At 60.5% G+C, this 22,296-nt stretch carries 20 protein-coding genes; 12 read left to right on the top strand and 8 right to left on the bottom strand.

The features are described 5' to 3' along the window. Positions 1-242: 242 nt before the first annotated feature. The 7 genes from glpE to P406_RS26225 form a co-directional block, all read right to left on the bottom strand. Positions 243-563 carry a thiosulfate sulfurtransferase GlpE gene (gene glpE, locus P406_RS26255; RefSeq protein ID WP_003341167.1) on the bottom strand — a complete coding sequence of 107 codons (321 nt, stop codon included), beginning with the start codon at positions 561-563 and terminating at the stop codon, positions 243-245. A 23-nt stretch (positions 564-586) separates the two neighbouring features. Beyond that, positions 587-1,462 carry a symmetrical bis(5'-nucleosyl)-tetraphosphatase gene (locus tag P406_RS26250; protein WP_046237804.1) on the bottom strand — a complete coding sequence of 292 codons (876 nt, stop codon included), beginning with the start codon at positions 1,460-1,462 and terminating at the stop codon, positions 587-589. After that, positions 1,462-1,842 (bottom strand): Co2+/Mg2+ efflux facilitator ApaG/CorD, encoded by a 381-nt coding sequence (apaG, locus tag P406_RS26245; protein ID WP_003316251.1) that lies wholly within the window; start codon positions 1,840-1,842, stop codon positions 1,462-1,464. Before apaG ends, P406_RS26250 begins: the two co-directional genes overlap by 1 nt. 116 nt (positions 1,843-1,958) lie before the next feature. Next, the gene (rsmA, locus tag P406_RS26240) at positions 1,959-2,765 is read right to left on the bottom strand and encodes a 16S rRNA (adenine(1518)-N(6)/adenine(1519)-N(6))-dimethyltransferase RsmA (protein ID WP_003419764.1); all 807 of its coding nucleotides are present in this window, start codon (positions 2,763-2,765) and stop codon (positions 1,959-1,961) included. Further along, entirely contained in the window at positions 2,762-3,751 is a 990-nt protein-coding gene (gene pdxA, locus P406_RS26235) for a 4-hydroxythreonine-4-phosphate dehydrogenase PdxA (RefSeq protein ID WP_046237803.1), read from the bottom strand. Before pdxA ends, rsmA begins: the two co-directional genes overlap by 4 nt. Then, positions 3,748-5,070: a peptidylprolyl isomerase gene (locus P406_RS26230; protein WP_003411767.1), complete on the bottom strand. Its 1,323-nt coding sequence runs from the start codon at positions 5,068-5,070 to the stop codon at positions 3,748-3,750. The genes pdxA and P406_RS26230 overlap by 4 nt, the downstream gene beginning before the upstream one ends. Beyond that, positions 5,051-7,831 carry an LPS-assembly protein LptD gene (locus P406_RS26225; protein WP_003419759.1) on the bottom strand — a complete coding sequence of 927 codons (2,781 nt, stop codon included), beginning with the start codon at positions 7,829-7,831 and terminating at the stop codon, positions 5,051-5,053. Before P406_RS26225 ends, P406_RS26230 begins: the two co-directional genes overlap by 20 nt. Before the next feature lie 129 nt (positions 7,832-7,960). Between P406_RS26225 and P406_RS26220 the strand changes: the two genes are divergently transcribed. The 3 genes from P406_RS26220 to P406_RS26210 all read left to right on the top strand — a co-directional run bounded on the left by P406_RS26220 (position 7,961) and on the right by P406_RS26210 (position 10,525). Continuing rightward, complete coding sequence (locus tag P406_RS26220) at positions 7,961-8,983, top strand: aminoglycoside phosphotransferase family protein (RefSeq protein WP_046237802.1); 1,023 nt, start codon at positions 7,961-7,963, stop codon at positions 8,981-8,983. Positions 8,984-9,085: 102 nt separating this feature from the next. After that, positions 9,086-9,757 carry an N-acetylmuramate alpha-1-phosphate uridylyltransferase MurU gene (murU, locus tag P406_RS26215; protein ID WP_046237801.1) on the top strand — a complete coding sequence of 224 codons (672 nt, stop codon included), beginning with the start codon at positions 9,086-9,088 and terminating at the stop codon, positions 9,755-9,757. Continuing rightward, entirely contained in the window at positions 9,758-10,525 is a 768-nt protein-coding gene (locus P406_RS26210; RefSeq protein ID WP_046237800.1) for a DnaJ domain-containing protein, read from the top strand. Between the two features lie 8 nt (positions 10,526-10,533). Here P406_RS26210 and P406_RS26205 read toward each other — a convergent pair whose 3' ends face one another. Further along, the gene (locus P406_RS26205; RefSeq protein ID WP_046237799.1) at positions 10,534-11,538 is read right to left on the bottom strand and encodes an alpha/beta hydrolase family protein; all 1,005 of its coding nucleotides are present in this window, start codon (positions 11,536-11,538) and stop codon (positions 10,534-10,536) included. 114 nt (positions 11,539-11,652) lie between these two features. On the opposite strand from P406_RS26205, the gene P406_RS26200 reads away from it, so the two are divergent. From P406_RS26200 to trpE, 9 genes are all read left to right on the top strand, one after another. After that, positions 11,653-13,665 (top strand): PAS domain-containing sensor histidine kinase, encoded by a 2,013-nt coding sequence (locus P406_RS26200; protein WP_046237798.1) that lies wholly within the window; start codon positions 11,653-11,655, stop codon positions 13,663-13,665. Next, positions 13,662-14,291, top strand: coding sequence for a response regulator (locus P406_RS26195; RefSeq protein ID WP_003341145.1), 630 nt, complete (start codon positions 13,662-13,664; stop codon positions 14,289-14,291). The genes P406_RS26200 and P406_RS26195 overlap by 4 nt, the downstream gene beginning before the upstream one ends. A gap of 301 nt (positions 14,292-14,592) precedes the next feature. Then, complete coding sequence (locus P406_RS26190; protein ID WP_046237797.1) at positions 14,593-15,717, top strand: ABC transporter ATP-binding protein; 1,125 nt, start codon at positions 14,593-14,595, stop codon at positions 15,715-15,717. Between the two features lie 82 nt (positions 15,718-15,799). After that, positions 15,800-16,834: a polyamine ABC transporter substrate-binding protein gene (locus tag P406_RS26185; protein WP_046237796.1), complete on the top strand. Its 1,035-nt coding sequence runs from the start codon at positions 15,800-15,802 to the stop codon at positions 16,832-16,834. A gap of 77 nt (positions 16,835-16,911) precedes the next feature. Further along, positions 16,912-18,159 carry an ABC transporter permease gene (locus tag P406_RS26180; protein WP_003419732.1) on the top strand — a complete coding sequence of 416 codons (1,248 nt, stop codon included), beginning with the start codon at positions 16,912-16,914 and terminating at the stop codon, positions 18,157-18,159. A gap of 11 nt (positions 18,160-18,170) precedes the next feature. Further along, positions 18,171-18,992 carry an ABC transporter permease gene (locus P406_RS26175; protein WP_003394916.1) on the top strand — a complete coding sequence of 274 codons (822 nt, stop codon included), beginning with the start codon at positions 18,171-18,173 and terminating at the stop codon, positions 18,990-18,992. Between the two features lie 126 nt (positions 18,993-19,118). Next, positions 19,119-19,793: a ribulose-phosphate 3-epimerase gene (gene rpe / locus P406_RS26170; RefSeq protein WP_003394912.1), complete on the top strand. Its 675-nt coding sequence runs from the start codon at positions 19,119-19,121 to the stop codon at positions 19,791-19,793. Continuing rightward, entirely contained in the window at positions 19,790-20,608 is an 819-nt protein-coding gene (locus P406_RS26165) for a phosphoglycolate phosphatase (protein WP_046237795.1), read from the top strand. The genes rpe and P406_RS26165 overlap by 4 nt, the downstream gene beginning before the upstream one ends. A gap of 70 nt (positions 20,609-20,678) precedes the next feature. Continuing rightward, positions 20,679-22,160, top strand: a complete 1,482-nt coding sequence (trpE, locus tag P406_RS26160; RefSeq protein ID WP_003341130.1) for an anthranilate synthase component I — start codon at positions 20,679-20,681, stop codon at positions 22,158-22,160. Positions 22,161-22,296 lie beyond the last annotated feature (136 nt).

The following is a 22,296-nucleotide window of genomic DNA, read 5'->3' as shown; positions in this document are numbered from 1 at the left end:
TCCTCGCCTGTTTTTGCCTTGCCTGACCTTCGCTCGCCGACTTTTCGTACAGAGCCTAGTAACTACCGATGACCCACGCGCCGGTGTACCGGCTCTCCCCTGAATACGGATGGCCTAGGCTAAGGATAGTTCGGATTCGGAAAGATAAAGAAGGGATGCGCGAGAAGACGGGCTGACCGTTCGTCAGATGGCTCGCGAGCCCGCGTAGAACGCGGGATCAGCTGTCATAAAAATATTTTCTATCAGCCTTGCACGGTTTCTTGCGGGTAAGTGGCGCGCCACAGCTCGAAACCGCCGTCCACGCTGTACACATCGGAGAAACCCTGGCCGACCAGATAGGCTGCAGCGCTCTGGCTGGAGTTGCCGTGGTAGCAGACGACCACCAGCGGCTTGTCCAGATCGGCTTCGCGGATGAAGTCGGCGATCGAGTGGTTGTCCAGATGCACGGAATCGGGAATGTGATTGCTCTCGAAAGCCTGTGGGTCCCGAACATCGACCAGCACGGCGCCTTGCTCGCGCAGAGCCTGGGCCTGTTCAGGTGGGATACGTTTGAATTCAGTCATTGCCTGGGCTCCTGAGCCTGAGGTTACGGAAGGGGAGTAGCACCGGGTTGCACGCGGGTAACAAGCCCGTCGGCGGCATTGCCGATAGCATCGCAATTGCACTGATGACGTTCAAGCGTATCGACATTGAGCAGCGTCATCGAGCCGCCCCAGACACATCCGCTGTCGAGGGCGAAGACGTCAGGTTCGTCGCAGCGACCTTCAAGCGCAGCCCAGTGGCCGAAAATGATTTTCACGTCGCGGGTCTTGCGGGTCTGGTGGCTGAACCAGGGCGCGTAGCCAGGTATCGCGGTGCCGACCCCTTCCTTGCTCTTCAGATCGAGTTTGCCGTCGCTGGTGCAAAAGCGCATGCGGGTGAAGTAGTTGGTGATGACCCGCAGACGCGTCACGCCTTGCAGGTCGTTATCCCACTTGGCCGGTTCATTGCCGTACATGCCGTCGAGAAAGGCGCCGTACAACGTGTCGTCCTGCAGCGCGTGCTCGACTTCGGCAGCGTGCTTCAAGGCCTTTTTCAGCGTCCACTGTGGCGCGATACCGGCATGCACCATGGCGACATTGCGTTCTGCGTCGTAATGCATGAGCTTCTGCCGACGTATCCAGCCAAGCAGGTCGTCACGATCAGGCGCTTCAAGGATTTCAAGCAGCGTGTCGCCTTTCTTCAGCAGCTCTTTTTTACGGGCCACTGCCAGCAGGTGCAGGTCATGATTGCCGAGCACGCACACCAGCGATTCGCGAATGTTGTACAGGTAGCGAAGCGTTTCCAGCGATTGCGGGCCACGGTTGACCAGGTCACCCACCAGCCAGAGGCGATCCTGTTCCGGGTTGAAGTGCAAGTGCTCGAGCAGGCATTGCAGAGGTTCAAGGCAGCCTTGCAGATCACCGACCGCGTACACCGCCATCAGTGCAGCGAGCCCGGAACGGCCAGACGGAAAGGCTCGATAACGGCATCGAAGCGTTTGCCGTCTTCGGCCAGCATCTGGTAAGTGCCCTGCATATTGCCGACCTTGGTGGTCATGACCGTACCACTGCTGTAGGTATGGCTTTGGCCGACCTTGATCAGTGGCTGCTGGCCAACCACGCCTTCACCACGTACTTCCTCGACATTGCCATCACCGTCGGTGATGACCCAGTGCCGCGACAGCAGCCGGGCAGGGAGCTCGCCATTGTTGTGCACGGTGATGGTGTAGGCGAAAGCGAAGCGGTTCTGCTCGGGTTGCGACTGCTCCGAGAGGAAGCGTGTGACGACGCTGACGTCGACCTTGTAACGAGAATCGGGCATGCAATAGGCCTTGAAATCCATAGCTGCGAAGAAAGGGCGTGTGCGGCAGGTAGATCAGTCTAGGACAAGTAAGCGGAAAATGAAGACCGAGCTTCCCGTTTACTTGTCCCCAGGGTTCACTCAGTCACAACTTTTTCGCTGAGAGTGTCTGCCAGACGAACGAATGCAGCCAGATCGAGCTGCTCGGGACGCAAGCTTCCGTCTACTCCGGAAGCGGTGATCTCATCGCTGGTCAACAGTAGCTTGAGGGTGTTGCGCAGGGTCTTGCGACGCTGGTTGAACGCTTCACGCACGATGCGCTCCAGCACACGGTGATCCTTGGCAGGGTGCGGCAGTGTTTCGTAAGGGACGAGGCGCACAATGGCCGAGTCCACTTTCGGCGGCGGGTTGAATGCACCCGGTCCGACGTTGAACAGGTGTTCGACGCGGCAATGGTACTGGACCATGATCGACAGACGGCCCCAGTCACCGCCGCCGGGTCCGGCAGCCATGCGCTCGACCACTTCCTTTTGCAGCATGAAGTGCATGTCGCGGATCAGGCTGGCGTTCTGCAGCAGATGAAAAATCAGCGGTGTCGAGATGTTGTACGGCAGGTTGCCCACCACCCGCAGGCTGCGCGGTTCGGCGCCGAGGGTGTTGAAGTCGAATTTCAGCGCATCGCCCTGATGCAGGTTGAAGTTCGGCTTGCTGGCGAACTGGCCGTTCAGGATCGGGATCAGGTCCTTGTCCAGCTCGACCACGTCCAGCTGAGCGCCGCTGTCGAGCAGGCCCTCGGTCAGTGCACCCTGGCCCGGCCCGATTTCCAGCAGCCGGTCTTCAGGTTTGGCACGGATGGCACGCAGGATCTTGTCGATAACGCCTGCATCGTGCAGGAAGTTCTGCCCGAAGCGCTTGCGCGCCCGGTGTTGGTAGTGCTCGGTCATGAATGGGTCTCGGCCATCTGGTAGGCGGTTTGCAGTGCGACGTGCAGGCTGCCGGTGTCGATGTTCGCAGTGCCGGCCAGGTCCAGCGCCGTGCCGTGATCGACAGAGGTGCGGATGATTGGCAGGCCGAGCGTCACATTGACCGCTGCGCCGAAACCTTTGTATTTCAGCACGGGCAGGCCCTGATCGTGGTACATCGCCAGCACTGCGTCGCAGTGCTCCAGATATTTGGGGGTAAATAGAGTGTCTGCAGGCAGCGGGCCGCGCAAGTCCAGGCCTTCGCTGCGCAGGCGCTCCAGAGCAGGTTCGATGATGTCGATTTCCTCACGACCCAGATGCCCGCTTTCGCCGGCATGAGGGTTGAGGCCGCAGACCAGAATGCGTGGGTGGGCAATGCCGAACTTGTTGACCAGATCGGCGTGCAGGATGCGTGTCACGCGCTCCAGACGATCCGCTGTGATAGCGTCGGCCACATCGCGCAACGGCAGGTGAGTGGTCACCAGTGCTACGCGCAGGTCGCCGGTTGCCAGCATCATCACCACCTGTTCGGTGTGAGTCAGTTCAGCGAGAAATTCGGTGTGCCCGGAAAACGCGATGCCGCCGTCGTTGATCACGCCTTTGTGCACCGGGGCGGTGATCATGCCGCTGAACAGTCCGTCCAGGCAGCCCTGGCCCGCGCGAGTCAGGGTTTCCAGGACGAACGCCGCGTTGGCCTTGTTCAGCACGCCGGTTTCCACCGGAGCGGCCAGTGGCGTATTCCAGACGTACAGACTGCCGGCAGGTGCAGGCAGGTCGGGAAACGCGTCGGGCGTGACCTCGATCAGACTGACTGCCACACCCAGTTGCGCGGCCCGCTCAATGAGCAGGTCGCGGCTGGTGATGGCAATCAGGGGGTATGGCTGAGGCTGCGTGGCGAGCAGCAGGCAAAGGTCAGGACCTATGCCGGCCGGCTCGCCGGGTGTCAGTGCGAAACGCTTGGGTTTCACTTTGCAGCCTGTGTCGCGCCAGGGAGTTTGATTTCAACGTAGGCTTCGTCGCGGATCTGACGCAGCCAGGTTTGCAGCTCTTCGTCGTACTTGCGGTTACGCAATACGTTCAGCGCCTGCTGTTCACGAGCCTGATCGGTAGCGTCCTTGGAGCGACGACCGAGCACTTCGAGCACATGCCAGCCGTACTGGGTCTGGAACGGTTTGGACAAGACGCCTTGTGGCGTTTCGCCCATCACCTGGCGGAACTCCGGAACCAGAGAGTTGGGATCAACCCAGTTCAGATCGCCGCCATTGAGTGCAGAACCCGGATCTTCCGAAAAGCTTTTCGCCAGCGCGGCGAAATCTTCGCCGCCCTCGATGCGGTCGTAGATCTTCTGGGCAAGACGCTTGGTCTCTTCCTCGTTACGAATTTCGCTTGGCTTGATCAGGATATGACGCACATGCACCTCATCACGCATTTGCGCCTCACCCTGGCCACCGCGCTTTTCCAGCAGCTTGAGAATGATGAAACCGCCCGGCGTACGTGCAGGAGGCGTCACGTCACCGACTGGCATCGAGCTGAGCATGTCACCGAACGGCGGTGGCAATTGCGCAGCCTTGCGCCAGCCCATGTCGCCGCCTTCCAGTGCGTTTTCGCTGGACGAGGAGGTGGCTGCGAGACGGGTGAAGTCAGCACCTTTCTTCAACTGGTCGTAGATACCCTTGGCCTTGACCGCAGCAGCCTGGATGGCGTCCGAGGAAGCGCTGTCGGGTGTGGCGATCAGAATGTTGGCCAGGTGAAACTCTTCAGACAGCTGAGCCTTGCCCATATCGGAGGCGAGGAAGTTCTTCACTTCCTGCTGGGACACCTGGATACGTTCGGCCACCCGGCGCTGACGCACGCGGCTGATGATCATTTCCCGGCGCACCTGTTCGCGCGCATCGTTATAGGACAGGCCGTCATGCGCCAGCGCGGCGCGGAACTGCTCCACGCTCATGTTGTTGCGCTGGGCAATGGTGCCGATGGCCTGGTTCAGTTCTTCGTCGGAGACACGAATGCCAGAGCGTTCGCCCATCTGCAACTGCAGGTTTTCCAGGATCAGACGATCCAGAACCTGTGGTTGCAGGGCTTCTGCAGGCGGTACACCAGAGCCGCGCTTGGCAATGGTCTGCTGAACTTCACGTACACGCTGGTCCATCTGGCTTTTCATGATCACATCGTTGTCGACGATAGCCACGACACTGTCCAGAGGTTGAACCGCAGCATGCACTGCACCGCTCAGGAGTAACGCGCCCAGCATCAGCGGGCGCAGACAATCAGAAAGCTTGGTCTTCACGTTCACGATAACCTTGAATGCCTTTGTCGAGGAAGCTGTCTACCTTGGCGCCAGTTACACCGCCGAGCCCCTTCAACACGATTTGTAGGAATATGCCGCGGTCGCCTTTCTCGTTCTGAGGTGCTGCCTGGCTGAACTCGTCGTAGTCGATCCAGTAGCGATTGACCAGACGCATTTTCCAGCAGCAGTTGTCGTACTCGAACCCGCCGAAAGCTTCGATGGTGCGTTCACGGTTGTAGTCATACTGCCAACGGCTGATCAGGCTCCACTGCGGCACGATCGGCCAGATGACCGAGAAATCGTGCTGCTGAATCTTGTAGTAGTCCTTCACGTAGTTTGGCGAACCCGGGGTGCCGTAGTCACCACCACCCACGACCCAACGGCCGGTGCTTTCGTCGTAACGAATCTGGTCGTTGCGATAGCGATAGCCGAGGTTGACGACCTTGTTCGGGTTGTCTTCAGGCTGGTAGTGGAACATTGCGCTGCCCGAACGGGTGCTTCGGCTGTCCGGATCCCAGTTGAAATCGGAGTTGAAGCGCCAGTCGCGGTTGAAGCGGTATTCGTATTCCAGTGCATAAGGCGAAACGTTGGAGCGCGCATCATCACGATCCGCGAACACCACGCCCGGCAACTGCACCTTGCGGTCTTCGAAATACAGCGCCTGACCGATGCTGAAGCGTTGGCGTTCGAAGCCGTTTTCCTCGATCCAGCGGTTGGTGACGCCCAGCGACAGTTTGTTCTCGTCGCCGATGCGGTCGGAACCGGTGAAGCGGTTGTCACGGAACAGCGAGGCGAAGTTGAACGTGCTTTCGCTGGTGTCGAATACCGGGATGTCGGTCTGGTCTTTCTCGGGAACATAGAGATAGAACAGGCGCGGCTCCAGGGTCTGGCGGTAATCCTTGCCGAACCAGTTGGTATTACGGTCGAAGTACAGGCCGCTGTCGACGCTGAAGATCGGTACGCTGCGGCTTTGGCTGCTGCTGTACTCTTCGCCGGCCAGCAGGGTGTTTTTACCCTGACTGTCCAGATCCAGATCGTATTGCGTGTAGACGTACTTCAGCTTCGGCGTCAGGAAGCCATAGGTCCAGTTCATCGGCAGGCTGACGGACGGTGCCAGGTTCAGACGATCGCCGTTGGCGCGAGCCAGGCCGGAGATGTTGTTGTCCAGGCGTGTCTCGGAGTTGCCATCTTCATCGATGAACGCGCCGCTGCGCAGGTCACGTTCGAAGCGCACCGCTTCAGTCTGATAATCGAACTTCAGACCGCCGGGGTTGTAGGGCAACGTACCGTTGAGCGTCAGCTGAGGCAGGCGGTTGTACGGCGTAACGTTGGCAACCGTCGCCAGCTTGTAGGCCTGAGCATTGAGCACTGCCGCGAAGCTGTCGCCACGGTAGGTCAGGGAGCCCTGCTGGTTGAGGAAGTCGGTCCGTTTGACGCCGATCTGATCGGTTTCCAGGTCCTGGAAGTAATACGGATCGCTGATATCGGTGTAATCGACCTGGGTCAGCCAGCGCGTATCAAGCCCGCCCTTGTGCTGCCAGTTGATCATCCAGCGGGTCTTGTCGTAGTCCGACTGCAGTTTGCGGTCGTCGTTTTCGTCGTTCAGGTACGCGCCGCCAAACTGACCTTCGCTGCCCTTGGTCAGGTAGCGGAACTCGCCTTCCATCAGCAAGCCACGATCAGCCATGTAACGCGGGTACAACGTGGCGTCGTAGTTGGGCGCCAGGTTGAAGTAGTACGGGGTGACCAGCGTGAAGCCGTTGTCGCCGCCTGCTGCAATGGTCGGGGGCAGGAAACCGGACTGACGACGGTCGTCGATCGGGAAGTAGATATACGGCGTGTACAGAACCGGTATGTCCTTGACCCGCAGGGTAACGTTGGTCGCTGTACCGAAGCCGGTGGCCGGGTTCAGCGTGATGTTGTTGCCCTTGAGCGTCCAGGCGTTGCTGTTCGGCTCGCACGTCGTGTAGGTACCGTCCTTGAGCCGGATGATCGCGTTCTCTGCACGCTTGGCGTACAGGGCGTTACCGCGAATGTTCGACTTGTGCAGGACGTACTCGGCGTTGTCGACACGGGCTTCGCCGGTGTCGAGTTGCAGTTCGGCCTTGTCACCGACGATCAGCGCACCGTTGTCGCGTAGACGGACATCGCCGTTCAGCTCGCCACGGTTTTCGGCCTGATGCAGTGCAGCCTCCTGGGCCTGCACCTGCATGCTGCCCTGGCGCATCACGACATCACCCGCCAGCGTGGCGACCTGCGCTTCCTGTTCGTAACGCGAAGCCTTGGCTCCCACGAACATCGGCGCGTCTTTCATCGGCGTCTTGTCGTCCATGCCAGGACGGATCGGCTCGACGTAGGCACCCGAGCAATACGGGCCGGTCTCGGCCAGTTGCGCTGCGGTAAGCTTTTCGCGAGGAACCCAATCGAGGTGGCTGTAGTCAGCACTACGCGACTTCAGACCTTTGCCCTTGGCTTCAGTGACCAGTTGCGTACCCGCAGACTGTTCACCCGAAGAGGTGCCTTGTGAGGTGACCGTGCCGTTGGAACTGACCGACGTCGTGTCATGCACGGGGCGCGGAGGCAGATCCACTGCAGCAGCATTGGATTTCGGCGCACAGTTCCAGGCACCCGAAGCAGAGACTGAGCAGTCATACTGTTCCGCGGCGACCACGAACTGAGTGGCCAGAGGTTGCATCGCCAGCAGACTGCCGGTTACGAGCAACGGAAATTTTTTACGAAACGCGGGGGATTTCAATGCCATCTTATTAGTCCGGGCTTCCTGCGCGCCATCTGCCCGCGGGGGGGCCGCACGCCTCTCGATGGGCTGAAAAAGATTCCGGATAATAAAGCATGACCCGCTTGACGGCTAGCGCCGTCGGAGACCCTTGTAATGTCAGATCAAGATATACGCCTGCAATCCCTGAAAGTTTGGCTCGATGAGCAGTTGCCGGCGCTGTTTTCGGCGCACGGTTGGGGCGCCGTGCCCCCGGCTACATTGACTGCGGCCAGTAGTGACGCAAGTTTTCGCCGTTATTTTCGCTGGGAGGGTGCGGGCCGAACTTTTATTGTCATGGACGCCCCTCCACCGCAGGAAAACTGCAAACCGTTCGTGGATATCGCTCATTTATTGGAAAAGTCGGGCATTAATGTTCCAAAAATTTATGCCGAAGACCTGACACAAGGGTTTTTGCTGCTCAACGATCTGGGCCGTCAAACTTATCTGGATGTCATTGACGACGACAATGCCGATGCCTTGTTCGCTGATGCCATTCAGGCGTTGCTGGCCTACCAGCAACTGCCTATGGACGCGCCATTGCCCAGCTATGACGTCGCGTTGCTGCGCCGTGAGCTGGAGCTGTTTCCCGAGTGGTACGTAAAGCAGCACCTGGGCATCGAGATGGATGAGGCGCAACTGAGCGACTGGCAGCAGGTCAGTGAGCTGTTGATCAACAGCGCCCTGGCACAGCCCAAAGTACTGGTGCATCGCGACTATATGCCGCGAAACCTGATGATCAGCGAGCCCAACCCTGGCGTGCTGGACTTCCAGGATGCGGTCTATGGCCCGGTCACCTATGACGTGACATGCCTGTTCAAGGACGCATTCCTGAGCTGGCCACAGGAGCGCGTGAGTGACTGGCTGCGCATCTACTGGGATCAGGCGCGTGCCGTCGGCATTCCGGTACAGGAAGATTTTGCCTCATTCGAGCGCGCCAGTGATCTGATGGGTGTACAGCGACATTTGAAGGTGATCGGCATTTTTGCCCGCATTTGTCACCGCGATGGAAAACCTCGCTACCTGGAAGACGTCCCGCGCTTTTTCGCTTATATAGAGGCGGTATTGTCACGTCGCCCAGAGCTGGCGCAGCTCGGGCAGTTGCTTACCAGTCTGCAGCCGGTAGACACCGCTGTCTGAAATGACAGAGACGGCCAACGTGACAGAGAGCCGGTTTTATAAAGGGCCGCTTTGAAAGATGGCCATTTTGGAAAAGATCTTGATTGTGTCGAAGAGGACTGCATGAAAGCGATGATTCTCGCCGCCGGTAAAGGCGAGCGAATGCGCCCGTTGACCCTGCACACGCCCAAACCGTTGGTGCGTGTCGGGGATGTACCGTTGATCGAATACCACCTGAACGCCTTGCGCGATGCAGGGTTTCACCAGTTGGTCATCAACCATGCGTGGCTGGGCCAGCAGATCGAGGATTACCTGGGCGACGGTCAGCGTTTCGACCTGAGCATCCGTTACTCCCCCGAAGGCATGCCGCTTGAAACGGGCGGTGGCATTCAGCGCGCATTGCCGCTGCTTGGCCTTGAGCCCTTCGTGGTGATCAACGGCGATATCTGGACCGATTACGACTTCGGCGCATTGCGTGTGCCGCTTGAAGGCCTTGCGCACCTGGTATTGGTCGATAACCCCGCGCATCACCCGACGGGCGACTTCTCGCTGGTCGACGGTCAGGTGCGCGACGACGATTCGGCGGGGCAGCGCCTGACCTACAGCGGTATCGCCATCCTCCATCCACAGCTGTTTGCCAATTGCGAGCCCGGCGCGTTCAAGCTCGCGCCGCTGTTGCGCGAGGCGATGCATAAGGGGCTGGTCACAGGCGAGCACTACAGAGGGCGCTGGGTCGATGTCGGCACCCACGAGCGCCTGGCTGAAGTCGAGCAGATGCTTGCGGAGACTCGCTGAATGCTTTGGCCCGGCACATTGATCGGCGCTGGAGTCGGTTACGTAATTGCCAGTATTCCAGGCGCAATGCTCGGTGCTCTGTTGGGGCAGGCGCTGGACCGGCGCCTGAAACTGCAGAGTTGGGCGCATCTGCGTGAGCGTCTGGGCGGACGTGCAACGATCCACAAGGACGATCTGCTGTTTGTGTTGCTGGGCCGTCTGGCCAAAAGTAACGGACGGGTTCTGGCCAGCCATATCCATCAGGCACGTATCGAGATGCGCCGTTTGAACCTGAACGAGACGGATCAGTTGCGCGCCATCAATGCCTTCAAGCGCGGCCGCGACGGCACCGATGGCCTGCGCAGTTACCTGCGTGGCCTGCAAGGGCAGTCGGACATTGCCGAGGATATGTTGCGCGCCTGCTGGCGGATGGCCTGGGCGGACGGCAAGGCTTCTCGGGTCGAGCGCGAGCTGATCGGGGTATGGGGCATGTGGCTTGGCTGGACAGGGCCGCAGGTCGAGGCGCTGGCGGCTGACCACGACCCCATGAAGCGCTCGCCGATCAGCAGCGGCGACGACTACAAAAGTGCGATGACGTTGCTGGGAATAAGGTCAGACACCGATCCTTTGAGCATCAAGCGAGCCTACCGGCGCCTGCTCAGTCGGCATCACCCTGACAAGATTGCCGGCTCGGGCGCCAATCCACAGCAAGTGCGGGTGGCGACCGAGAAGACCAGTGAATTGCACAATGCCTATCGGGTGGTGAAAGCCCGACGCGGGTTCAACTGAGCCGGCGCTTACTTTTCCTCTTTGGCGTCTATCCAGCCGCGAACGCGGCGGAATAGCTGCTCTTGTTCGGTATCTCCGCTGCCGGCGATGTTGATCAGACCAATCTGGGTAAAACCCGGCCCCTTGGTGCGTTTGCTGGCCTGCAGACGGGCCTTTGCAGCCTCGTCAGGCGAGTTTTTGTAGATGAAATCGACGGCTTTTACTTTCAGCTGAGGCACCATGTCCAGCAGCGAAGGCTTGGTATTCAGAGGTTCACGCGCCGTCAGCATCACCAGTTTCTGCACCACAGGCGACGTCCGTTCATTGAGGAATCTGGCCGCCCAGTACGCGCCGCTGCTGTGGCCGATCAACACGATACTGCGTGCCTTGTTCTGCTGCGCAAAGCTGATCGCGGCTTCGATCCGCGCGAAGATGCGCTCGGCCTGAGCCTTGTTGAGTTCTTCGTCGGCAGCAGCCTTGGCTGTTTCAGCCGCAGCCAGGGCCTCGGCTTCTGCGGCCGGGTCTTTTGCTGTCTCCGTGGCGTCTTTGGGTTTTTCCTTCGGTGCCTCAGTGGCTTTGGCGGCGTTTGCATCTGCCGGAGCAACATCGGGCTCGCGTGCCCCCGGCGTGTTGTCGAGCGGGTCCGGCATGGTGATGCTCAGGCTCGACCAGCCCACATCCGGAAACTTGCGGCGCAGCGGGCCGACAGCGTCAGGCCAGTCCGGTGACTCGGCTTCGCCGGGCACAATGATGACCGCGCCTTCAGGGGCCTCAGTGTTGGCGGGTTTCCAGAGCGCGAGAAAGCTATCGTCTCCGGCCTGAAGTTGCTGCTGATCTTCGCGCGGCAATTGACGTTCCAGCGCTATTGCGTCTTCCTGCGAGCGGCTGAGCAGCGGGGCTCTTTCGACGGGCGCTTCTGCAGCAGCGTCTTTGGCCGGGTCAGGGGTCGGGTCCGCTGCGAGGGCAGGCAAGGCGCAAGGCAGTATCAATGACAGAAACAATGCAGGAAACGTTGCGCGAAAGGTGTAGGACATCGGATATTCCAAGCCAGAAACTATCCCGGCAGCCTAATGGGTTGATCGGCTTTTGTCAGGCCTGAGCCTGCGCGGCACACGGCCGTGATACGCACACACGAGAGCGACATACTGATGATTCGTCTTCTGCGCACCGGTTTTATCGGCTGCCTGGCCTTGCTCTTGATGGCTCAGATGGCGAATACGCAGGCTGACGAACCTGAAACACCTGCCGTTGCGCAGTTGAGTTCAGCGCAACGTAACTGGCTCGACCAGCATGGCCCGTTGCGCGTAGGGCTGGTATTGCGCGCGCCTTACGCGCAGTTCGATCAACGCTTGCAGCAGTTGTCCGGCGCCAACGTCGACCTGATGAATGCGCTGGCGGCGACGCTGCCGGTCGACTTGCTGTGGCGGAATTTTCCTGACCAGAGCGCGCTGGAGAACGCGCTGGCCAAGGGTGAAATCGACGTCGCGCCCGGCTTGATGCAAACCCCCGCAGGCTTGCGTCTGTGGTTGTTTTCCGATCCGTATCTGCGTGTTTCGCAGCTGTTGATCGGAGAACGTGATGGCAGCACTGCCGTGGACCTGGAGAAGCTCGACAGTCTTTCCCGCGTCGCGGTACGCATGCCCAGCACCACGGCCGACTACCTGCGCAGCAACTTTGCGCACCTCAACCTGCAAGGGGTACCGCTGGAGCGCCAGGCCTTGCAGCTGTTGCTCAGTCAGCAGGCACGTTATGCCGTGGTGGACGAAGCGCAACTCAGTCGTTTGCTGCGCGAGCCGGAGTTCGCCGGGCTGGCGGTGGTGGGGGATATCGGGCTGCCACAATTGTTGCGGGTGGCTTCGCGTCGCGACATGCCGGAGCTGGCCGCCATCGTCAGCGAAGCCTTGCGGGCGATCCCTGCCAAGGAGCTGGAGCAGCTGCATGCGCGCTGGATGCCGCTGACCCCGTCCCATTTCATCGAGTCGACCAAACTCTGGAAGAACCTGTGCATTCTGCTGCTGGTGATGTTGCTGGCGTGTTTCGCCATCGTGATCTGGCAGCGTCGCCAGCAGCAGGCGCTGGAGCAGGAGCTGCTGGCTGCGCGTGAAGAACTCGCCCGCCGTGTCCAAGAGGAGGAGGCGCTGCGTCTGGCGCAGTTTTCCATTGATCAAAGCACCGTCGGCATTCTGTGGGTCAACTGGGACAGCCGCGTGCGTTACGCCAATCGGGCGGCGGAGTCCATGCTGGGCTATGCGCCGGGGCAGGTGGTCGAGCGCCCGCTGATCGATTTCGAGCCCGGTCTGCACATGGATCGCTGGCTCAACCTGTGGAAGAACGCGCGCTCCAGCGAAGACAGCCCGCAAGTATTCGAGACCCATTGCCTGCGCGCCGATGGCAGCCTGCTGCCTGTCGATGTCTCGTTGAGCTTCCTGCGCTTTCGCGATGCCGAATACCTGGTGGTGTTCCTCACTGACGTCAGTGAACGACGCCGCGCGCATGAGCAGTTACGTGACTTGTCAGCGCATCTGGAAAGCGTGCGTGAAGAGGAGAAGGCGCATATTGCCCGCGAGGTTCACGACGAGCTGGGTCAGATGCTGACGGTATTGAAGCTCGAGACGTCGATGTGCGAGCTGGCCTATGCCGACCTCGACCCTGGCCTGAGCGAGCGGCTGGACAGCATGAAGCGTCTGATCGCTCAGTTGTTTCAACTGGTGCGCGATGTTGCTACGGCCTTGCGGCCACCGATTCTCGACGCCGGTATCGCTTCGGCCATCGAATGGCAGGCACGCCGTTTCGAGGCACGTACGCAGATCCCGTGTCTGGTGCAGGTGCCGGACAATCTCCCGGCGCTCAGCGATGCCAGGGCCACAGGCATGTTCCGGATCCTTCAGGAGGCGCTGACCAACGTGATGCGCCATGCCCAGGCACACACAGTAGAGATCAGCCTGACGCTGCAGGACGGCATGATGTGCATGAGCATCGCCGATGACGGGCAGGGCTTTGTCATCGAATCGGGCAGGGCGGTTTCGTTTGGTCTGGTCGGGATGCGCGAGCGGGTGCTGATGCTCGGCGGCCGACTTGAGCTGGACAGCGAGGTGGGTGAGGGCACAACCTTGCGCGCCTATATCCCGCTGGACACCCTCGCACAGGAGCGAAAACAGTGATTCGTGTTTTGGTAGCCGAAGACCACACCATCGTGCGTGAAGGGATCAAGCAATTGATTGGTCTGGCCAGGGATCTGCAAGTGGTGGGCGAGGCCAGCAACGGCGAACAGTTGCTCGAAACCCTGCGTCATGTGGCCTGCGAAGTGGTGTTGCTGGATATCTCCATGCCCGGCGTCAACGGCCTTGAGGCGATACCGAGGATTCTCGCATTGACCAACCCGCCGGCCATTCTGGTGCTGTCGATGCACAATGAGGCGCAGATGGCCGCGCGTGCATTGAAGGTCGGCGCGGCGGGTTATGCCACCAAGGACAGCGACCCGGCGCTGCTGCTCACGGCCATTCGCCGGGTGGCGGCCGGCGGGCGTTATATCGATCCGGATCTGGCCGACCGCATGGTCTTTGAAGTCGGCCTCACCGACAGCCGGCCTTTGCACTCGTTATTGTCGGAGCGCGAGTTTTCGGTATTCGAGCGCCTCGCCCAGGGCGCCAACGTCAACGACATCGCTCAGCAACTGGCCTTGAGCAGCAAGACCATCAGCACCCACAAGGCGCGGCTGATGCAAAAAATGAAACTCAACTCGCTGGCCGATCTGGTCAAGTACGCGATGGAGCACAAGCTGCTCTGAGTCTGAAAACGACACCCGACACCTTTGTGCCCATGCTCCGTGCGGAACGATAGGCGTCCGTGAGAACACTATCGTGCCCATGCTCCGCGTGGGTATGCCGTTCTGGACGCTCTGCGTCCTCTTGCGATGCCGCGCGTCGAGAAGGGGAGGAACCGACATATCCAATCGCGCCATCTCTGTAGGGCAATCCCTACCCCTGGCCTTCCAGCCGGCCTAGGCGATTCTCTCCCGGCCCCCGATTTGCGGGGGCTTCGGGCTGCTCTAGGCTTGAGCCCACGCAGACACAACAAAGGTGTGGGTAATGAGCGACGTCGATACAAGCGCTGGAGCAAATGATGTTCTGGTCAGCTTTCGTGGTGTGCAGAAGAGCTACGACGGCGAAGCACTGATCGTCAAAGACCTCAACCTGGACATTCGCAAGGGCGAGTTCCTGACCCTGCTCGGTCCTTCCGGCTCTGGCAAGACCACCAGCCTGATGATGCTGGCCGGTTTCGAGACCCCGACGGCCGGTGAAATTCTCCTCGGTGGCCGCGCCATCAACAACGTGCCGCCGCACAAACGCGACATCGGCATGGTGTTCCAGAACTACGCCTTGTTTCCGCACATGACCGTGGCCGAGAACCTGGCGTTCCCGTTGTCGGTGCGTGGCATGAGCAAGACCGACGTCGGCGAGAAGGTCAAAAAGGCACTGGGCATGGTCCAGCTCGACACCTTTGCGCATCGCTACCCGGCGCAGCTGTCCGGTGGCCAGCAGCAACGCGTGGCGCTGGCACGCGCGTTGGTCTTCGAACCGCAACTGGTGCTGATGGATGAGCCGCTCGGCGCCCTCGACAAGCAACTGCGCGAACACATGCAGATGGAGATCAAGCACCTGCACCAGCGCCTGGGCGTAACCGTGGTCTATGTGACCCACGACCAGGGCGAAGCCCTGACCATGTCGGACCGGGTCGCCGTCTTCCATCAGGGTGAAATCCAGCAGATCGCACCGCCCCGCAGCCTGTACGAAGAACCGAAGAACACCTTCGTGGCCAACTTCATCGGTGAGAACAACCGCCTTAATGGACGTCTGGTCAGTCAGGACGGCGACCGCTGTGTGGTCGAACTCGAGCGTGGCGAGAAAGTCCACGCGCTGGCGATCAACGTCGGCCAGCCTGGCGGCCCGGTGACCCTGTCGATCCGTCCCGAGCGCATCAACCTCAATGGCCGCAGCGAGAGCTGCGCCAACCGTTTTTCCGGTCGTGTGGCCGAGTTCATCTATCTGGGCGACCACGTTCGCGTGCGTCTGGAAGTGGCGGGCAAGAACGACTTCTTCGTCAAACAGCCGATTGCCGAACCGGACCCCGGCCTGAGCGTGGGCGACGTGGTGCCCATCGGCTGGCAAGTCGAGCACGTCCGTGCGCTCGACCCCTTGCAGCAAGTGCATTGATCTACCGACAAAAGCAATAACAGAGGCGACCTGATCGCCCATCCCAATCGCTTACCAACACTGCTCGTGGAGAAAAGAACACATGTTGAAATCTTTGAAGTTCACCGCCATCACGTTGGGCATGATGTGCGCGGCGCAGGCCATGGCAGCCACCGACCTGACCGTCATCTCCTTTGGCGGTGCCAACAAGGCCGCTCAGGAAAAAGCCTTCTACGCGCCTTGGGAAAAGGCAGGCAACGGCAAGATCATCGCCGGTGAGTACAACGGGGAAATGGCCAAGGTCAAAACCATGGTCGACACCAAGAGCGTTTCCTGGGACCTGGTAGAAGTCGAATCGCCGGAACTGGCGCGTGGTTGCGACGAAGATATGTTCGAAGAGCTGGACCCGAAACAGTTGGGCAATGCCGCTGACTTCGTGCCTGGCGCCATCACCACCTGCGGCGCGGGCTTCTTCGTCTGGTCCACCGTGCTGGCGTACAACGCTGACAAGGTCAGCACTGCACCCAGCGGCTGGGCCGATTTCTGGGACACCAAGAAATTCCCGGGCAAGCGCGGCCTGCGCAAAGGCGCCAAGTACACCCTGGAATTCGCTCTGATGGCCGACGGCGTTGCGCCGAAAGACGTCTACAAGGTATTGGCCAGCAAAGACGGCCAGGAACGCGCGTTCAAAAAGCTGGATGAGCTCAAGCCGAACATTCAGTGGTGGGAAGCCGGCGCCCAGCCGCCACAGTACCTGGCTTCCGGTGACGTGGTGATGAGCTCGGCCTATAACGGCCGGATCGCCGCCGTGCAGAAGGAAAGCAACCTCAAGGTCGTCTGGACTGGTGGCGTGTATGACTTCGACGCCTGGGCCATCCCGAAGGGCTCGAAAAACGCCGATGCCGCGAAGAAGTTCATCGCCTACATGCTGAGCCCCGAGCAGCAGAAGACCTACTCGCAGAACATCGCCTACGGCCCGGCCAACACCCAGGCGGTCAAGCTGCTGGACAAGGAAACCCTGCAGAACATGCCGACCACGCCTGAGAACATCAAGGATCAGGTGCAGATGGACGTGGCGTTCTGGACCGACAACGGCGAATCCCTCGAGCAGCGTTTCACTGCCTGGGCGGCCAAGTAATCCGTTTGCGTTGAGTCAGAACCGGGCGCTCCCTGAAACGGGGAGCGCCCCCTCGTTGAAAGATTCCGGAGTTCGCTATGGCCATCGCCGTGCCCTTGACTGAAGGCGCCAGCCCCAACTTGAAGCAACGTCTCGCTCGCGCCGAGCGGGTCAACCGCTGGAAGGCTCAGGCATTGATCGCTCCGCTGGTGATTTTCCTGTTGTTGGTGTTTCTGGTGCCCATCGCTGCGCTGCTGTACAAGAGCGTCGGCAACCCCGAAGTCGTGACTGCGCTGCCGACCACTGTGGTCGAAGTGCAAAAGTGGGATGGTAAAGGGCTGCCGCCCGAGTCGGTCTACAAGGCAATGAGCCTGGACCTGGCCGAAACGCGGAAGAATTCCACGCTGGGCGATCTGTCCAAGCGTCTGAACATCGAACTGGCCGGATACCGCAGCCTGCTGAGCAAAACAGCACGCGCGCTGCCGTTCAAGACCGAGCCGGCCTCTTATAAAGAAGCGCTCGAAGCGCTGGACGAGCGTTGGGGCGACCCGGCCTACTGGCAGGCGGTGCGCCGTAATACCAGCAGCATCACCCCGTATTACCTGCTGGCGGCGGTCGACCATCGCATCGACGACCTCGGCGAAATCGCCCCGGCGACCCCGGACCAGGCGATCTATCTGGACATCTTCGCCCGCACGTTCTGGATGGGCCTGGTGATTACCGCGATCTGTCTGGTGCTGGCTTATCCGCTGGCCTACCTGCTGGCCAGCCTGCCTGCGCGGCAGAGCAACCTGCTGATGATTCTGGTGTTGCTGCCGTTCTGGACCTCGATTCTGGTGCGCGTGGCGGCCTGGATCGTGTTGTTGCAGTCCAGCGGTCTGATCAACAGTGCGTTGCTGGCGATGGGCATCATCGACAAGCCGCTGGAGCTGGTCTTCAACCGCGTCGGCGTGTACATCTCGATGGTGCACATCATGCTGCCGTTCATGATCCTGCCGATCTACAGCGTGATGAAGAACATTTCCCCGACCTACATGCGCGCTGCGATTTCGCTGGGTTGCCACCCGTTTGCGAGCTTCTGGCGCGTGTACTTCCCGCAGACCTACGCCGGGATCGGGGCCGGCTGTCTGCTGGTGTTCATTCTGTCGATCGGCTACTACATCACCCCGGCGTTGCTGGGCAGCCCGAACGATCAGATGGTTAGCTATTTTGTCGCGTTCTACACCAACACCAGCATCAACTGGGGCATGGCCACCGCGCTCGGCGGGCTGCTGCTGTTGGCGACCATCGTGCTGTACCTGATTTATAGCTGGCTGGTCGGCGCCAGCCGCCTGCGTCTGAGCTGAGGAGCGTGACCATGCTGAACCCTTACACATCGCCGATCGAGCGCCTCTGGTATTACGCCTTGCGCATCATCTGCACCCTGGTGCTGCTGTTTCTGGTGCTCCCGGTACTGGTCATCGTGCCGCTGTCATTCAACTCCGGCAGCTTTCTGGTCTATCCGCTGCAAGGCTTCTCGTTGCAGTGGTATCAGGACTTCTTCAACTCCGCCGAGTGGATGCGCGCGCTGAAGAACAGCATGATCGTCGCCCCGGCCGCGACCCTGCTGGCGATGGGTTTCGGCACGCTGGCAGCGATCGGCCTGACCCGCGGCAACTTCCCCGGCAAGGCGCTGGTCATGGCCCTGGTGATTTCGCCGATGGTGGTGCCGGTGGTGATCGTCGGTGTCGCCAGCTACCTGTTCTTCGCGCCACTGGGACTGGGCAATAGCTACACCTCGCTGATTCTGGTCCATGCGGTGCTGGGTGTGCCGTTCGTGATCATCACCGTGTCGGCGACCTTGCAGGGCTTCAATCACAACCTGGTGCGTGCGGCTGCCAGCCTCGGTGCATCGCCACTGACCGCGTTCCGGCGCGTGACCCTGCCACTGATTGCGCCGGGGGTGATTTCCGGCGCGCTGTTCGCCTTCGCGACCTCGTTCGACGAAGTGGTGGTCACGCTGTTCCTCGCCGGGCCGGAACAGGCGACCTTGCCTCGGCAGATGTTCAGTGGCATTCGCGAAAACCTCAGCCCGACCATCGCCGCCGCTGCGACCCTGCTGATCGGCTTTTCGGTGGTCTTGTTGCTGGTGCTGGAGTGGTTACGCGGGCGCAGTGAAAAACTCAGAACGGCTCAATAACCGGGCGCGGCAGGTTTCAAGCGGCACGCCAGGGCGAATCCATTGGCGTGCAGCTTGAGGCTTACCGCTCCGGGCGAAGCTTGGCGTACAATCCGCGCACCGTGATTCTGCTCAAACAGGTGCGTCATGCAGCCCTTCGTTATTGCCCCATCGATTCTTTCCGCTGACTTCGCCCGGCTGGGTGAGGAAGTCGACAACGTGCTGTCCAGCGGCGCCGACTTTGTCCACTTCGATGTCATGGACAATCACTACGTCCCGAACCTGACCATTGGTCCGATGGTATGCAGCGCCCTGCGCAAATATGGCGTCACTGCACCGATTGACGTGCACCTGATGGTCAGCCCGGTGGATCGCATCATCGGCGACTTCATCGAGGCCGGTGCCACCTACATCACCTTTCACCCGGAAGCGACCCAGCACATCGACCGTTCGCTGCAGTTGATCCGTGAGGGTGGCTGCAAGGCGGGCCTGGTGTTCAACCCGGCCACGCCCTTGAACCTGCTCGAATACGTCATGGACAAGGTCGACATGATCCTGCTCATGAGCGTCAACCCAGGTTTTGGCGGGCAGAAGTTCATCCCCGGCACGCTCAACAAGCTGCGTGAAGCGCGCGCCCTGATCGATGCTTCCGGACGCGACATCCGCCTGGAAATCGACGGCGGCGTGAACGTCAACAATATCCGCGAAATCGCAGCGGCAGGTGCTGATACCTTCGTTGCCGGTTCAGCCATTTTCAATGCGCCGGACTACCGCGAAGTGATCGACAAGATGCGCACAGAACTGGCGTCATCCCGCGCATGAGCGGCTTCGAGCAGCTGTTTGCAGGCAAACTTCCCAAGCTGATCATGTTCGACCTGGACGGCACCTTGGTGGACTCGGTGCCCGATCTGGCCGTGGCGGTGGACACCATGCTCGCTGAGCTGGGGCGCCCGATCGCCGGGCTGGAATCGGTGCGGTCCTGGGTGGGCAACGGTGCGCCGGTGCTGGTACGCCGTGCGCTGGCCAACAACCTCGACCACAGTGGAGTCGATGACGCCCTGGCCGAGCAGGGCCTGGAAATCTTTATGCGCGCTTATGCGCAAAAGCATGAGTTCACCGTGGTCTATCCCGGCGTGCGTGAAACCCTCAAGTGGCTGCAGAAAATGGGTGTCGAAATGGCCCTCATCACCAACAAGCCGGAGCGCTTTGTCGCGCCGCTGCTGGACGAGATGAAGCTGGGACGTTTCTTTCGCTGGATCATCGGCGGTGACACCATGCCGCAGAAAAAGCCCGATCCTGCCGCACTGTTTTTCGTGATGAAAATGGCCGGTGCGCCAGCCTCGCAATCGCTGTTCGTCGGCGACTCGCGCAGTGATGTGCAGGCGGCCAAGGCTGCCGGTGTGGCGTGCGTCGCGTTGAGCTATGGCTACAACCATGGGCGGCCGATTGCCGAGGAAAACCCGGCGATGGTGATTGATGATCTGCGCAGACTGATTCCCGGTTGCCTGGACATGGACGCTGAGATACTGTTGCCCGACATCAAACGTCCCTCCTCAAGAGAATCCATCGTGGTGGTCACTCGCAAACTCTGGATGAAAGTCATCAAGGCCCTGGCCCGCTGGCGTTGGCGCGCCTGACCTGATTCTGGCCGGCCTGCCGGCACGTTTGCCTACCTGACCGTTTTGTCCTCAAACCACGAGGTTGCTCATGAACCGTGAAGAATTCCTGCGTTTGGCTGCTGAAGGCTACAACCGCATTCCGCTTGCCCGCGAAACCCTGGCCGACTTCGACACACCGCTGTCGATCTACCTCAAGCTTGCCGATCAGCCTAACTCCTACTTGCTGGAGTCGGTTCAGGGCGGCGAGAAGTGGGGGCGTTATTCGATCATCGGCCTGCCATGCCGCACCGTGATGCGCGTGCATGGTCATCACGTCAGCGTGACCCATGATGGTGTCGAGATCGAAAGCCTGGATGTCGAAGACCCGCTGGACTTCGTCGAGACCTTCAAGGCGCGCTACAACGTGCCGACCATCGCCGGGCTGCCACGCTTCAACGGCGGGCTGGTGGGCTACTTTGGCTATGACTGTGTGCGCTATGTCGAGAAGCGTCTGGCCAACTGCCCGAACCCTGACCCGCTGGGCGTGCCGGATATCCTGTTGATGGTGTCTGACGCGGTCGTGGTGTTCGACAACCTGGCGGGCAAGATGCACGCCATCGTGCTGATCGATCCAGCGCAACAGGACGCCTACGCAAGTGGCGTGGCGCAGCTCGATGACCTGATGCACAAGCTGCGTCAGCCGATCACGCCGCGCCGTGGCCTTGATCTGGACCGGCCTCCGGCGGCCGACCCGGTGTTTCGTTCCAGCTTTACCCAGGACGATTACGAGGCGGCGGTCGATACGATCAAGCAGTACATCCTCGCCGGCGACGTGATGCAGGTGGTCCCGTCACAGCGCATGTCCATCGATTTCAGCGCCGCGCCCATCGATCTGTATCGGGCGCTGCGCTGCTTCAACCCGACGCCTTACATGTATTTCTTCAACTTCGGCGACTTCCATGTCGTCGGCAGTTCGCCGGAAGTGCTGGTGCGGGTCGAGGACAATCTGATCACTGTGCGTCCGATCGCCGGTACTCGTCCTCGCGGCGCCACCGAAGAGGCGGATCGCGCGCTGGAAGAAGACCTGCTCTCCGATCACAAGGAAATCGCCGAACACCTGATGCTGATCGATCTTGGCCGCAACGATACCGGTCGGGTGTCCGAGATTGGCACGGTCAAACTGACCGAGAAAATGGTCATCGAGCGTTATTCCAACGTGATGCACATTGTGTCCAACGTCACAGGCCAGTTGAAAAGCGGGCTGACGGCGATGGACGCGCTGCGCGCGATTCTGCCGGCTGGCACCCTGTCGGGGGCGCCGAAGATCCGCGCCATGGAAATCATCGACGAGCTGGAACCGGTCAAACGTGGCGTCTACGGCGGCGCGGTGGGGTACATGGCCTGGAACGGCAACATGGACACCGCGATTGCGATCCGCACTGCGGTGATCAAGGACGGTGAACTGCATGTGCAGGCCGGTGGCGGCATTGTCGCCGACTCCGTGCCAGTGCTGGAATGGGAAGAAACCCTGAACAAACGCCGCGCCATGTTCCGCGCCGTAGCCCTGGCCTCGCAAACTGCCGAGGACTGAGAGGCTTGCTGCCCTGCGTCTCAAAGCGGACGCAGAGCATCGCACGATACTTGAGATTATCGTTCCTCACGCTCCAGCGTGGGAATGCCGTGGGTGACGCTCCGCGTCACAGATCTGCGCCGCGCCGCAGTTCTCA

The organism is Pseudomonas syringae pv. coryli str. NCPPB 4273 (assembly GCF_000972175.1).
In the GTDB taxonomy this organism is placed as follows: Bacteria; Pseudomonadota; Gammaproteobacteria; order Pseudomonadales; family Pseudomonadaceae; genus Aquipseudomonas; species Aquipseudomonas syringae.
The sequence above is the reverse complement of the archived record's forward strand: the minus strand, read 5'-3'. Positions and strand labels throughout refer to the sequence as shown.